At 48.4% G+C, this 13,430-nt stretch carries 12 protein-coding genes; 8 read left to right on the top strand and 4 right to left on the bottom strand.

Translation table 11 applies throughout. The features are described 5' to 3' along the window. Positions 1 to 236: 236 nt before the first annotated feature. From ACEPPX_RS03160 to ACEPPX_RS03150, 3 genes are all read right to left on the bottom strand, one after another. Positions 237 to 755, bottom strand: a complete 519-nt coding sequence (locus ACEPPX_RS03160; RefSeq protein WP_416622910.1) for a YcnI family protein — start codon at positions 753 to 755, stop codon at positions 237 to 239. Between the two features lie 159 nt (positions 756 to 914). After that, positions 915 to 1,520, bottom strand: coding sequence for a nitroreductase family protein (locus tag ACEPPX_RS03155; protein WP_416622909.1), 606 nt, complete (start codon positions 1,518 to 1,520; stop codon positions 915 to 917). Positions 1,521 to 1,679: 159 nt separating this feature from the next. Beyond that, positions 1,680 to 2,093: a DoxX family protein gene (locus ACEPPX_RS03150; protein WP_047760916.1), complete on the bottom strand. Its 414-nt coding sequence runs from the start codon at positions 2,091 to 2,093 to the stop codon at positions 1,680 to 1,682. 109 nt (positions 2,094 to 2,202) lie between these two features. On the opposite strand from ACEPPX_RS03150, the gene ACEPPX_RS03145 reads away from it, so the two are divergent. Further along, positions 2,203 to 3,108, top strand: a complete 906-nt coding sequence (locus ACEPPX_RS03145) for a LysR family transcriptional regulator (protein ID WP_416622908.1) — start codon at positions 2,203 to 2,205, stop codon at positions 3,106 to 3,108. A gap of 78 nt (positions 3,109 to 3,186) precedes the next feature. Here ACEPPX_RS03145 and ACEPPX_RS03140 read toward each other — a convergent pair whose 3' ends face one another. Continuing rightward, positions 3,187 to 4,710, bottom strand: a complete 1,524-nt coding sequence (locus ACEPPX_RS03140) for a fumarate hydratase (protein WP_416622907.1) — start codon at positions 4,708 to 4,710, stop codon at positions 3,187 to 3,189. 219 nt (positions 4,711 to 4,929) lie between these two features. Between ACEPPX_RS03140 and trkA the strand changes: the two genes are divergently transcribed. From trkA to ACEPPX_RS03105, 7 genes are all read left to right on the top strand, one after another. After that, positions 4,930 to 6,330, top strand: a complete 1,401-nt coding sequence (gene trkA, locus ACEPPX_RS03135; RefSeq protein WP_416622906.1) for a Trk system potassium transporter TrkA — start codon at positions 4,930 to 4,932, stop codon at positions 6,328 to 6,330. 174 nt (positions 6,331 to 6,504) lie between these two features. Next, a complete protein-coding gene (gene phoU, locus ACEPPX_RS03130; RefSeq protein ID WP_047760920.1) occupies positions 6,505 to 7,206 on the top strand; it encodes a phosphate signaling complex protein PhoU in 702 nt (233 codons plus the stop codon). Positions 7,207 to 7,592: 386 nt separating this feature from the next. Next, the gene (gene pstS, locus ACEPPX_RS03125; RefSeq protein ID WP_416622905.1) at positions 7,593 to 8,705 is read left to right on the top strand and encodes a phosphate ABC transporter substrate-binding protein PstS; all 1,113 of its coding nucleotides are present in this window, start codon (positions 7,593 to 7,595) and stop codon (positions 8,703 to 8,705) included. Between the two features lie 106 nt (positions 8,706 to 8,811). Further along, positions 8,812 to 9,768 carry a phosphate ABC transporter permease subunit PstC gene (pstC, locus tag ACEPPX_RS03120; RefSeq protein WP_416622904.1) on the top strand — a complete coding sequence of 319 codons (957 nt, stop codon included), beginning with the start codon at positions 8,812 to 8,814 and terminating at the stop codon, positions 9,766 to 9,768. A 12-nt stretch (positions 9,769 to 9,780) separates the two neighbouring features. Beyond that, positions 9,781 to 10,632, top strand: coding sequence for a phosphate ABC transporter permease PstA (gene pstA / locus ACEPPX_RS03115; protein ID WP_416622903.1), 852 nt, complete (start codon positions 9,781 to 9,783; stop codon positions 10,630 to 10,632). Positions 10,633 to 10,694: 62 nt separating this feature from the next. Further along, positions 10,695 to 11,450: a phosphate ABC transporter ATP-binding protein PstB gene (gene pstB / locus ACEPPX_RS03110; protein ID WP_416622902.1), complete on the top strand. Its 756-nt coding sequence runs from the start codon at positions 10,695 to 10,697 to the stop codon at positions 11,448 to 11,450. Between the two features lie 386 nt (positions 11,451 to 11,836). Further along, positions 11,837 to 13,294, top strand: coding sequence for a TrkH family potassium uptake protein (locus ACEPPX_RS03105; protein WP_416622901.1), 1,458 nt, complete (start codon positions 11,837 to 11,839; stop codon positions 13,292 to 13,294). Positions 13,295 to 13,430: the final 136 nt, after the last annotated feature.

Genomic DNA, 13,430 nt, shown 5'->3' with positions numbered 1-13,430 from the left:
GAAAACAACCTGCTGAAATTTAAAATCCCACTGATAAAAAACGGAAGTTCAGATAAATTGACTATAAACTCATTTGCCTTGTTTGATGCCGTCTGAAACGTTGTTCCAGGAAGGTTGGCCGCGTAAATACAGTCTTTGTTACTTTAAATGACTTTTTATATCAACTTAAACGACTTTTCTTATTTTGCCGTCCTAGAATATTTCAGTTATCAAGGCCAGCCTATATCTGACAATAGTTAATGGTGGTGGTGTTCGCCGTGCGGAGCTGCCGTACCAACAGGTAAGTAAGGTGCCGGATAGGCGCCGCTTGGCATATCCCATTTGATTTCTTTATCACCACAAATTTGCGTTACCGGAAAAACAAGTTTACCGTTTTGTTTTGGTGCCGCCTCCGACAAATAAGCACTGAACGCAAAAGTATCGAATTCATCATCTGCCAAGCTACCGCCATGCCAAACCAATGTCTTGATACCGCTGCTATGCGTCTTTCCACGATAATCGTAACTATGCGTATAAGCACCGTACTCTTTATCAATACGCCATCCCGCTTTGGCTTGAGGCTTAACAGCCAACACACCTTCAGGCATACTGATACGGATTGCGGTTGTTGCCGCACCACCGCATCCATGAGGCACTTTAAATACGGCAGTAAAATTTTGCTTTGGATCGGCCTGTTTAGGTTCGGTAAAACTAATATGTGCAGATGCGAACTGCACGCAGAACCCCGCACAAGCGGCAAAGAAAAATTTCTTCATTATCGCTCCCTTATTGCATTGAAAATAATCATAAAAACATCTTTATATTTTAAACAATCCATCTACAAAGAAAATGCGGCAAATTGCCGCACCGGAAAACAGGCCGTCTGAAAATAAGTTTTCAGACGGCCTTATATACCCTATTTCGTTTTAATAACATCAAATACCAAACACTTTTACCCGCTCATTTACCGGTGTGAAGCTCTTTTCAGCGGCAGGAGCAGCAATGCCGCCAAATACCATCTGTGCCACCAGTTTCCAATCTTTTGGGATTTCCCACTCTCTCGCCACGGCATCGTCAATCAGCGGATTGTAATGCTGCAGATTGGCACCAATATCGGCGGAAGCCAAAGTCGTCCATACGGCATATTGGTTCATTGCATTTGTATGTTCGCCCCACACCGGGAAATTATCAGCATATGAAGGGAACTGCTCTTGTAAACCGCGGATAACCTTTTGATCTTCAAAAAACAAAACCGTACCTGCAGCTGCTTTGAACATTGCCATTTTTTGTGCGGTCGGCTCAAAACGGTCGGCCGGTACAACCTCACGCAAAGCGCCTTCGGTCAATTCCCATAACTTTTCATGCTCCGCACCGAACAACACTACCATACGGGTAGATTGCGAATTAAACGAAGAAGGCGTATGCAATACCGCATGTTCCACAATATCCGTTACCCCTTGATTGGTTAACGGTAGATTTTTATTCAAAGCATAAACCGAACGGCGGCTTTCAGCAGCCTGTTGCAAATCTTTGTAAGTCATTTTCCATTTCCTTTATTCCGGTATCGCCAATCGGCAACAATTAACCACCGAAAAGCAGTTGTACTGCAAACAATATGATTCAAAACTTAGCCAAACGACAAGTACGACAAGTATAAATATCTAAATACAACGGTATTATTACTATTCGGCTTGACTCAATCACACTTTGCCTTCTTGCCGGCGGAATTTATTATCCACTGCCCAAGCGCCACCGCCCGCTGCTGCGATATAGATGAAGATAAAGCTGAATAAAGCAGCAGCCTCACCACCGTTAAGCAGCGGCAGTAAAGCATTTCCTCCCGCAGCATGCGCCATAAAATAAGCTACCGCCATCTGGCCGGACAACACGAATGCAACCGGACGGGTAAATAAACCGATCAGCAATAATACCCCGCCTACCAGCTCCAAAATGCCCGCAAAGCCGTATAAGGAAAAAATCTGCAAACCGTCAAACATTTCCACATGCGGCAAGGCAAAAAGTTTGGCCGTGCCGTGCAGCATAAACATATATGCGGCACTAATGCGTAAAATCGACAGTAATACGGGTTGGAAGCGGTTTAAAAAATTCATAATTTATACCCTGATTTAAATAAAAATAGTTATCGAATGCCTGCAGTATAGGCATATACCAGCAATCAATATATACTGCTTTTATTGAAACATTTTTTCCTAATGAGAAATCATGGATACATTATTCAGCCTGAAAGTTTTCCGGGAAGTGGTACAAAGCGGCAGCTTTACCCGTGCCGCCGACAAATTAGATATTTCCATCGCCATGGCCAGCAAACATGTCAGCCATTTGGAAAATACCATTCAAGCCAAACTGCTTCACCGCAACAGCCGCAATCTGCACCTCACCGAAGCCGGCGAAGAATATTACCGCCAATGCAGTTATGCGCTTGAAACCTTGCAATCTGCCGCCGATAAAGCTGCGGGCGGGGCTGATAAACCGCAGGGATTACTACGCATGACTATGCCGCTTTGGTTTGCCACATCTTATGTGAGCCAGTGGTTTGCCGAATACCGCCGTCTCTATCCTGAAGTATCACTCGACCTTCATCTGGATAACCGCCGTGTCGATTTGATTGCAGACGGCGTCGATTTGGCCTTGCGCGTATCCAACGAACCGCATCCCTCGCTAATCGTCAAACCTTTGGCAAAAATAGAGTTTTTCCTGGTAGCATCACCCGCCTACCTAGATTTGCACGGCACCCCCGAAACACCTGCCGAAGTACAACGGCACGAAGCCGTATTACCCAGCTATGTCGATTTGAGCGATGTTGCCATTACCGCCAAAGATGGCAGCCAAGAAACCTTGACACTGAAATCATCTATCCTCAGCGACAATACGCTGATGTGCCGCAAACTGATTCAGGCCGGCTGCGGTATCGGTTATCTACCCTTATGGGCCATTGCCGAAGATTTGCAGCAAGGTTCACTGGTACGCCTGCTACCTGATTACAGCATGCTGACCACCCAACTTTATGCCGCATACGTTGATAGGGCGTTTCTCAGTGCCAAAGTCAGAAGTATGATTGACTTTCTCAGCAACAAAATCAATCACTGCCCGGTTACGGTATTACCTTAACAATGGATAAAAAGTAACGAGGCCGTCTGAAAATATTCAGACGGCCTCGTATCATGCCAAATACAAACGGCAGCTTAATCAGCTCTCAACCGGAATAATACCGATTTTGGCCTGCCACTCTTTCGGCGCGATGGCATGCACGGATTTACCGCTGCTGTCTACGGCTACGGTAACCGGCATATCTTTTACTTCAAATTCATAAATCGCCTCCATACCCAACTCGGGGAACGCCACCACTTTGGCTTCTTTAATGGCTTTCGCTACCAGATAAGCCGCACCGCCGGTCGCCATCAGGTAAACCGCTTTGTTGTCTGCAATCGCTTCGCAAGCCGCCGCACCGCGCTCCGATTTGCCAATCATACCCAACAGACCGGTTTGTTCCAGCATTTGACGTGTGAATTTGTCCATGCGGGTAGCGGTCGTTGGGCCGGCCGGGCCAACCACTTCATCGCGCACGGGATCCACCGGGCCGACGTAGTAAATCAGTTTGTCGGTAAAATCAACCGGCAGTTTTTCGCCTTTGTTGAGCATATCGACCATACGTTTATGTGCGGCATCGCGGCCCGTGTAAATTTTACCGTTCAAGAGCAGCACATCACCGGTTTTCCATTGGGCGACATCGGCTTTGGTGAGCTCGTCCACATTCACGCGGATACCGTTATCGGGGCTGTAAGTCAGATCCGGCCAGTCTTCGAGTGAAGGCGGCACCAGCTTGGCCGGACCGGAACCGTCGAGCTCAAATTCGACATGACGGGTAGCCGCACAGTTCGGAATCATGGCAACCGGCTTAGACGCGGCATGAGTCGGATAATCAAGGATTTTCACATCCAAAACAGTTGTAAGACCACCCAAACCTTGGGCACCGATACCCAACGCATTTACTTTTTCATACAGCTCCAAACGCAAAGCTTCCACAGTGTTCAGTTCCGCACCGGAAGCAGCCTTTTCCTGCAACTCCTGAATATCAATATGGCTCATCAGGGATTCTTTAGCCAACAATGCTGCTTTTTCAGGCGTACCGCCGATACCGATACCCAAAATACCCGGCGGACACCACCCCGCCCCCATAGTCGGTACGGTTTTCAGTACCCAATCGACAATCGAGTCAGAAGGATTGAGCATAGCCAGTTTGGATTTGTTTTCAGAGCCGCCTCCTTTGGCCGCACACGTTACTTCGATTTTATCCCCCGCTACGATTTCCATGTGTACGACTGCGGGCGTATTGTCTTTAGTGTTTTGACGCTTGCCTGCTGGATCGGCCAATACCGAAGCGCGCAATATGTTATCGGGGTTGGTATAGGCGCGGCGCACACCCTCATTCACCATTTCCTGAACGCTCATTTGGGCATCCCACTGCACGTTCATACCGACTTTTAGGAAAACGGTAGCAATACCGGTATCTTGGCAAATAGGACGGTGGCCTTCGGCACACATGCGGCTGTTTACCAGAATTTGCGCCATAGCATCTTTGGCGGCAGGATTGGCTTCTTTTTCCCAAGCCTTTGTTAAGGCTTTAATATAATCGGCGGGATGATAATAGCTGATAAACTGAAATGCATCAGCGATACTTTGGATAAAATCTTCTTGTTTGATGACGGTCATGTTTGGCTCCTTTGGGTCATGATTGCGGCACGTTCAGACGGCCTTTATTGCTATAAACAGGGTGTCTGATATTACAACATGTTATTGGAAAGGTGTAGACAAAAGAAATAGTTTTTCCCGATTGGCCTGATGCAGCATAGATAAACTTGTCAAAAGTTTGATTTCGGCACGGCTGGCATTACAATAAACCATTCTTTTTTGCATGATTGTTTAGATATTATGAAAATCCTGATTCTCGGCAGCGGCCAAGTCGGCTCGACTATCGCTCAGAATTTGTCGGCGATGCCGGATAACGATGTCACCATTATCGATATCGACGAAACCGCATTGCATACCCTAGGCAGCCGCTTGGATGTCCAAACCATGTTGGGTAACGCCGCTTCACCCAAAGTACTGGAGCAAGCCGGAGCTGCCGATACTGACTTACTATTAGCCGTAACCCGCAGCGACGAAACCAACTTAGTCGCCTGCAAAATCGCCGCAGATTTGTTTAATATTCCAAACCGCATCGCCCGCGTGCGCTCTAGCGAATATTTGGAATACCGCCCGGATAACGAAGAAATAGAAAACAGCTTATCACTGTTTGAAGTGACCGACTCCATCAGCCCAGAGCAATTAGTAACCGAGAGGCTTGCATCATTATTGAGCTACACCAGCACCTTACAAGTACTGAAGTTTGCCGAAGACAAAGCCAAGATGGTTATCGTACAAGCTCATAAAGGCGGCCTGCTGGTCAATAAGGAAATCGCCCAGATCAACAGCCATCTGCCCGACGGCGTGGACTGCCAGATTTGCGCCATCTACCGCAACAACCAATTAATCGTTCCTTCCGCACGCACCGTAATTATCGACGGAGACGAGGTTTGCTTCGTAGCCGCATCATCAGACGTCAAAGCGATTATGCGCGAGCTCAGACCGCTGGAACAAAGCACCCGCCGCGTGATGATTGCGGGCGGCGGCAATATCGGCTTCCGCTTGGCCAAGCAGCTGGAAAGCAAGCTGGATATCAAAATTATCGAATATAACCATTCCCGCGCTCTGTGGCTGGCGGAAAATCTCGACCAAACCTTGGTCTTGCACGGCAGCGCAACCGATGAAAGCCTGCTTACCGAAGAATATATCGACGAAGTGGATATATTCTGTGCCGTCACCAATGACGATGAAAATAATATTATGTCGGGCTTGCTGGCGAAAAACCTCGGTGCCAAACGGGTTATTGCGATTGTAAACCGTTCCAGTTATGTGGATTTGCTGGAGGGTAACAAAATCGATATCGTGGTTTCACCGCATTTGGTTACCATAGGTTCGATTCTGGCGCACATCCGCCGCGGCGATGTAGTAGCGGTACACCCGTTACGTCGCGGCACGGCGGAAGCAATCGAAGTAGTGGTACACGGTGATGAAAAAACATCTGCCTTGGTAGGCCGCCGCGTTTCGGAAGTGAAATGGCCCCAAGGTTGCCACTTTGCCGCTTTGGTTCGTGAAGACCAAGTCATTATGGGACACAAAGAAGATGCGGTAATGGCCGAGGGCGACCATCTGATTTTCTTCGTTTCCCGCCGCCGCGTATTGCGCGAATTGGAAAAACTGATTCAGGTTAAAATGGGCTTTTTCGGTTAAATCTCAAAAGGCCGTCTGAAAAACATATTTCAGACGGCCTTTTACCAATGAAACCAAATACAACCTTGAATATGCAGAGTAGCTGTTTTCAATGTGATTTCAGGGTTGTCAATATTTTGTCATGAAACTGTTTTATCATGCGGCATAAAACTATTTTTAGGGAGAGCAAACAGCATGGCAGAACGTATTTCGTCTCACTTCAACCAAGAGCTTGAAAGTGTACGCAGCGAAGTAATGCGTATGGGCGGCTTGATTGAAGAACAGCTAAAAGCCGTATTAACCGCATTATCCAGCACCAATGCTTCGGGGCTGACTGCCGTGATTGACGGCGACAGCATCATCAACGAACTCGAAGTCGGTATTGATGACGCTTGTCAAAACATTATCGCCCGCCGCCAACCGGCCGCCAGCGATTTACGATTTGTGCTTACCGTCAGCAGAATTATTGTTGACTTGGAACGCATGGGCGATGAACTGAAAAAAATCGCTTTATCCGCCCATGAATTGTTCATGCACAACAAAGTTACTTCCACCCAACTTTACGATACCCACCGTTTGGCAGCCATGACCGCACCCATGATACGCCGCAGCTTGGATGCTTTTGCCCGCTTGGATTCGAAAGCCATCTTGGATTTGAACGAAGCCGACAACAAACTCGACACCGACTACCGCAACCAGTCACGCATGTTGATCAGCTTTATGATCGAAGATCCGCGCAATATCACCACCTGCATGGAAGTAATGATGATGAATAAGGCCATCGAGCGTATCGGCGACCATGCCAAGAATATTGCCGAGCATGTGGTTTACTTGGTACGCGGTGTTGATGTGCGTCATACGCCGCTGGAAAAAGTAAAGGCCGATTTGGAAGATTAAATCAACGGATGCAGCAAATTCACGGCAGCCTACGGGCTGCTTTTTTTATACCTTCGCACACCTTGTCGGTTATTCAAGTAAAAAATTTCCCGATCATCTTATGCAACCTTATTGGTCGGAACCCGTATTTACAGGGCGGCTCAAGCAATGCCGTCTGAAACACACACTGCTAACAATCCCGCTCCAATGTTACAAAGCCACCCGCAATATCGGATTACAACTCGCACCAATCTTATCCCATCAAAAAAGTTTTAATTAAAATCAAAATCTTAACAAATATGCTGTCAAGTATGTAAGCTTTTGTAACCACTGTCACACATCTGAAACAATGCTTGCTTAAACTTAGCAGCGTTTCCAAACACTCCTGATACAAGAGAGAGAACACTATGAAAATCCGCACCCTTACCGCTGCTTTTATCGCCGCTTTTGCTTTGGCCGCTTGCGGCGGCTCGGAAAACACCGCTCCGGCAGCCAAGCCCGAAGCAGGCGCATCTACCGCTCCGGCAGGCAATGCTGAAAAAGTTACTCTGGATGTGACCGGTGCAGGCGCATCATTCCCGCAACCGATTTATGTCCAATGGGCGCAAGCTTACCAAGCCGCTACCGGCGGCCGTATCAACTACCAATCAATCGGTTCTTCGGGCGGTGTCAAACAAATTACAGCCAAAACCGTGGATTTCGGCGCATCTGATTCTCCTTTGAAAGCTGAAGATTTGGAAAAAGAAGGCCTGATCCAATTCCCGACCGTTATCGGTGGCGTCGTACCGGTAGTCAACGTGGAAGGCATCAAACCGGGTGAATTGAAACTGAGCGGCGAAGTATTGGCCGAAATCTACTTGGGTAAAATCACCAAGTGGAACGATCCGAAAATCGCAGCCCTCAACGAAGGCTTGGCGTTGCCCGACGCACCGATTACCACCGTATTCCGTTCCGACGGTTCCGGCACTAGCTTCATCTTTACCACTTACCTGAGCCAAGTTTCCAACAAATGGAAAGACAGCGTAGGCGCAGCCAATACCGTTAAATGGCCGACTTCAAGTTCCGGCGCGGCCGGCAAGGGCAACGAAGGCGTATCGACTTATGTCAACCGCGTGAAAAACTCCATTGGTTACGTTGAATACGCTTACGCCAAGCAAAACAATATGTCGCACGTTCAAATGCAGAACAAAGCGGGCAACTATGTACAGCCCTCTCAAGAAACCTTCGCCGCTGCCGCCGATGTTGATTGGAAGAGCGTTCCCGGCTTCAGCCTGGTGCTGACCAACCAACCTGCCGAAAAAGCTTGGCCGCTGGCTGCCGCTACCTTCATCTTGGTACACAAAAAAGCGGATGACGCCGCTAAAGCCAAAGCCGTTTTGAGCTTCTTCGACTGGGCCTACCAAAACGGTGACGAAGCCTCTGCGAAACTCGACTACGTACCGCTGCCTGCCTCTGTGAAAGACTTGGTACGCGAAGAATGGAAAAAAATTACCGATGCCAACGGCACGGCGGTTTATTAATCCGCTTTAACAACCAAAGGCCGTCTGAAAGCCCTAAGGCGGTATTTCAGACGGCCTTTGGTTTATATCGGAACATCCGTTCACTTAACTCAAAAGAAAAATCCTCATGAGCACACTTCAACAAAAACTCAAACGACAGCGGTTGCTCGACATCTTATTCGTCGGCACCACCCGTATGTTTGCCTTCTTGGTGTTGTCCAGCTTGGTCGGTATCCTGCTTTCTTTAGTGATTGGCGCGCTGCCGAGCATGCGGGAATTCGGTTTCGGTTTCTTTACCTCTTCGAATTGGGATACAGTACAAGGGCAATACGGTGCTTTGGCTCCGATTTACGGTACGCTGGTCACCTCTGCCATCGCCCTGATGATTGCCGTGCCCGTCAGCTTCGGTATCGCTATTTTCCTGACCGAACTATGCCCGACAGCTCTGCGCCGGCCACTCGGCATCTGTGTCGAGCTGCTAGCGGGTATTCCTTCGATTATTTACGGTATGTGGGGCCTGTTCGTATTCGCTCCAGTATTTTCAGAATATATCCAACCGTTTTTTATTGAATACCTCGGTCCGATACCTTTTATCGGTTCACTGTTTCACGGTGCGCCTATGGGCATCGGCCTCTTTGCCGCCGGCCTGATTCTGGCGATTATGATTATTCCTTTTATCGCTTCGGTGATGCGCGATGTGTTTGAAGTTACCCCGCCGATGCTGAAAGAATCCGCATACGGTTTGGGTTCGACAACATGGGAAGTCGTACGCTATGTGGTATTGCCCTACACCAAAGCCGGTGTAGTGGGCGGCATCATTTTGGGGTTGGGCCGCGCATTGGGCGAAACCATGGCCGTTACCTTCGTTATCGGCAATACCTTCAATATCAGTGCCAGCCTGTATAACTCGGGCGTGTCGATTACCTCTGCTCTGGCCAACGAATTCGCCGAAGCGGTCGACCCGCTACACCTCTCGTCATTGCTCTATCTGGGCTTGATCCTGTTTGTGATTACCTTCGTGGTCCTGTGTATTTCCAAACTGATGCTGTTGCGCATGCAGCGTAACGAAGGCCGCGCGCATTAAGGAATCTTGTTTATGCAAACCAATATGAATAATTCTGTTTACCGCCGCCGGCGCTTAATCAGCCGTTTCAATCTGGCTATGTCTTGGCTGACCATGGCTTTCGGCCTCTTTTGGCTGGGTTGGATTTTTTATACGTTGTTTTATGAAGGCTTCAGCGGTTTGGGCTCCCATATTTTCACTATGGATACACCGCCGCCGGGCATGGAAGGCGGCTTACGCAACGCCATACTGGGTAGCCTGCTGATTACACTTTTCGGCTTATTGGTAGGTACGCCGGTAGGTATTTTGTGCGGTATTTTTCTGGCCGAATTCGGCCAACGCAGCAAGCTGGCTGCCGCCACCCGTTTTATGAACGACATTTTGCTCTCTGCCCCGTCTATCGTTATCGGCTTGTTTATTTATGAATTGATTGTAGTGCAGCAAGGGCATTTTTCAGGCTGGGCCGGTGCGCTGGCATTATCACTGCTGGTTATCCCCGTAGTAGTGCGTACCACTGAGAATATGCTGAAACTGGTACCAAACAGCCTGCGCGAAGCCGCTTATGCGCTGGGTACGCCCAAATGGAAATTGGTCAGCATGGTCACTTTACGCGCTGCCAAAGCAGGCGTACTAACCGGCGTATTGCTGGCTTTTGCCCGTATCTCAGGCGAAACCGCTCCGCTGCTGTTTACCGCGCTGAACAACCAGTTTTTCAGTACCAACATGAACCAGCCGATTGCCAACCTGCCCAACGTAATCTACCAGTTTGCCATGAGCCCTTACGGTGATTGGCATGAATTGGCATGGGCAGCCGCTTTGCTGATTGCGCTGACGGTTTTAGCCGCCAATATCGGCGCCCGCATCTTGGGCAGCAAAAAACACTGATTCAGACCGTCTGAACACACATATATATAAAAGTAATGACAAATATTCAAAGGAAACCTCTAATGGAAACCAAAATCGCGGTACGCAATTTCAACTTTTATTACGGCTCGTTCCACGCCTTGAAAAATATCAATCTGGACATTCCTGCCAACAAAGTTACCGCTTTCATCGGCCCTTCCGGCTGCGGCAAATCAACCCTGCTGCGTACCTTCAACCGTATGTACGATCTTTATCCCGGCATGAAAGCAGAAGGCGAACTGCTTTTAGACGGCAAAAATATCCTAGGCAAAGATATCGACTTAAACCTGCTGCGCGCCAAAGTGGGAATGGTGTTCCAAAAACCGACGCCTTTTCCCATGTCGATTTACGACAACGTTACTTTCGGCGTAAAGCTGTATGAAAAGCTGAGCAAAAGCGATATGGATGATCGTGTCGAGTGGGCGTTACGCAAAGCCGCACTGTGGGGCGAAGTAAAAGACAAATTGAAGCAAAGCGGTAATTCGCTGTCAGGCGGCCAACAGCAACGCTTATGTATCGCCCGTGCCGTTGCCAGCAAACCCGAAGTGGTACTGTTGGACGAACCGACCTCCGCCCTCGACCCGATTTCAACCGCCCATATCGAAGAACTGGTTACCGAACTGAAAAACGATTACACCATCGCCATTGTTACCCATAATATGCAGCAGGCCGCACGGGTATCGGATTTCACCGCTTATATGTATCTGGGCGAACTGATCGAAGTCGGCGATACCAAACAAGTTTTCACTAAGCCGCAACGCAAAGAAACCGAAGACTACATCACGGGCAAATTCGGTTGATATTACTATTTTGACACCGCATATCGTCTATGCCGTCTGAAAATTTCAGACGGCATTTTTTGATTGTGCCTATTGCCAAAATCAAACATATCAAGCTTATAAACTCCCGCCTTCTTTTTATTTTCGGCTGTGGCATATTAAAATGCTAAAATCACCGTTTTGCCCGAAATACCAACTGTGGCCGGCATCTTTGCATACACCCGCGATCACAAAACACAACCAGCCAATCTTTCAGACGGCATACTTACCGGTATTTTTAGGGTTGCTTGCCTCTACAATCAAAATATTAGGCCGTGCAAATTAAGACTTTGCGATACCATACCCGTATTGCTTGATATTGTTTTATCTGTGAAATAGACACATGCCGTCTGAAAAAACTATCCGATATGTATAAAATCATTCCCATCATCCATATACTTTCCAAGCTCGGCGTTTTGTTTTCTTTTATGTTGCTGATACCGACATTCGTATCCTATCTGTATCTGGATGATGCCTTGTCTTCTTTCGGTTATACCGCACTGGTAACCATCACCGTTTCCACTACCACCTGGCTGCTGACTTTGCAACATAACCGCGAATTGCGTCCGCGCGACGGCTTTACTTTGGTCTTTATGTTGTGGGTAGGGTTTGCAGTGATTGCGGCTATGCCCTTTTATCTTTATTTTCCGCATCTGAGTTTCACCGACTCTTTTTTTGAAGCCATGTCGGGGCTGACAACTACAGGTGCGACGGTAATGACCAGCTTGGATACGCTGGCTCCCTCCATCAATTTTTGGCGGCATATGCTCAATTGGCTGGGCGGCATGGGCATTATCGTATTAGCCGTCGCCATTCTGCCCATGCTCGGTGTCGGTGGTACGCAACTTTTCAAAGCGGAAATTCCAGGCATCGACAAAGACAGCAAAATGGCACCGAGAATCTCCCAAACCGCCAAAAAACTATGGATGCTGTATGCCGTGTTTACAATTGCCGCGTTATTAGGGTTGCACTGGGCCGGCATGAGCTGGTTCGATGCCGTGTGCCATGCGATGGCGGCCGTTTCCCTCGGCGGTTTTTCCACCCACGACAACAGTATCGCCTATTTCAATTCTGTAGCCGTAGAAGCCGTATTAGTCGCCGCCACCATATTCGGCGCGATCAGTTTCGCCAGCCATTTCACCGTATTGCGCGAACGCTCGCCGATGCCTTATTGGCGCGACGAAGAATGCCGCACCATGCTCGGTGTGTTACTGGTCAGTATTATCGTGATGAGCGCCTACCTATGGCAAAACCAATTTTATTCTTCTTTTGAAGAAGCATTGCGCTTTGTCGGCTTCAATTTTGTTTCCATCGGATTGGCCAGCGGTTTTGCCAATACCGATTTCAACCAGTGGCCGCTACTGGTTTCATTATGGATGTTTTTCTTAGCCAACGTACTGGCCAGTTCCGGCTCGACCGGCGGCGGCATCAAAAACGTACGGGCACTGGTGTTGGCAAAGTTCAGCTTGCGCGAAATCACTTTCCTGCTGCATCCGCGCGCAGTATCCAACGTTAAAGTAAACGGGCGCAGTATCCCCGAACGCACCGCCCTGACCATTTTGGCCTTCATTTTCATTTACTTCATGACCATCGTTTTATTCACCTTTCTAATGATGGCTTCAGGCTTGGATTTTATGTCCGCTTTTACGGCTATGGTCGCGTGCATTACCAACGCCGGCCCTGGTTTGGGCAGTATCGGCCCGGCTTCCAACTATGCCGGCTTAAACGATATACAAAAATGGTTGTGCGCCGTCGTGATGATGCTAGGACGATTAGAAATTTTCACCGTCCTGATTCTTTTCACGCCCGCTTATTGGAAAAAATAAAAAGATACCGCCTGGGCGGCTGCATAATGTAAATCTTTGTAGCAGACGGCAAAACCTCCCGGCAAATCGCTTAGAATCGGGGCTTGGGTCTTCTTTGATGCGACCGGCCCTCTCAGCCCGTTTACAAACGGCCTCC

The sequence above is a fragment of the Neisseria sp. S1 genome (assembly GCF_048060015.1).
Classification (GTDB): Bacteria; Pseudomonadota; Gammaproteobacteria; order Burkholderiales; family Neisseriaceae; genus Neisseria; species Neisseria arctica.
This window is presented reverse-complemented; position numbering and strand designations above follow the sequence as displayed.

Coding starts and splice junctions, on each gene's coding strand:
- ACEPPX_RS03155 (WP_416622909.1), bottom strand. CDS start 1,520: ATGACTTACAAAGATTTGCAACAGGCTGCTGAAAGCCGCCGTTCGGTT.
- ACEPPX_RS03145 (WP_416622908.1), top strand. CDS start 2,203: ATGGATACATTATTCAGCCTGAAAGTTTTCCGGGAAGTGGTACAAAGC.
- pstS (WP_416622905.1), top strand. CDS start 7,593: ATGAAAATCCGCACCCTTACCGCTGCTTTTATCGCCGCTTTTGCTTTG.
- ACEPPX_RS03140 (WP_416622907.1), bottom strand. CDS start 4,710: ATGACCGTCATCAAACAAGAAGATTTTATCCAAAGTATCGCTGATGCA.
- trkA (WP_416622906.1), top strand. CDS start 4,930: ATGAAAATCCTGATTCTCGGCAGCGGCCAAGTCGGCTCGACTATCGCT.
- pstB (WP_416622902.1), top strand. CDS start 10,695: ATGGAAACCAAAATCGCGGTACGCAATTTCAACTTTTATTACGGCTCG.
- ACEPPX_RS03105 (WP_416622901.1), top strand. CDS start 11,837: ATGTATAAAATCATTCCCATCATCCATATACTTTCCAAGCTCGGCGTT.
- pstC (WP_416622904.1), top strand. CDS start 8,812: ATGAGCACACTTCAACAAAAACTCAAACGACAGCGGTTGCTCGACATC.
- ACEPPX_RS03160 (WP_416622910.1), bottom strand. CDS start 755: ATGAAGAAATTTTTCTTTGCCGCTTGTGCGGGGTTCTGCGTGCAGTTC.
- phoU (WP_047760920.1), top strand. CDS start 6,505: ATGGCAGAACGTATTTCGTCTCACTTCAACCAAGAGCTTGAAAGTGTA.
- pstA (WP_416622903.1), top strand. CDS start 9,781: ATGCAAACCAATATGAATAATTCTGTTTACCGCCGCCGGCGCTTAATC.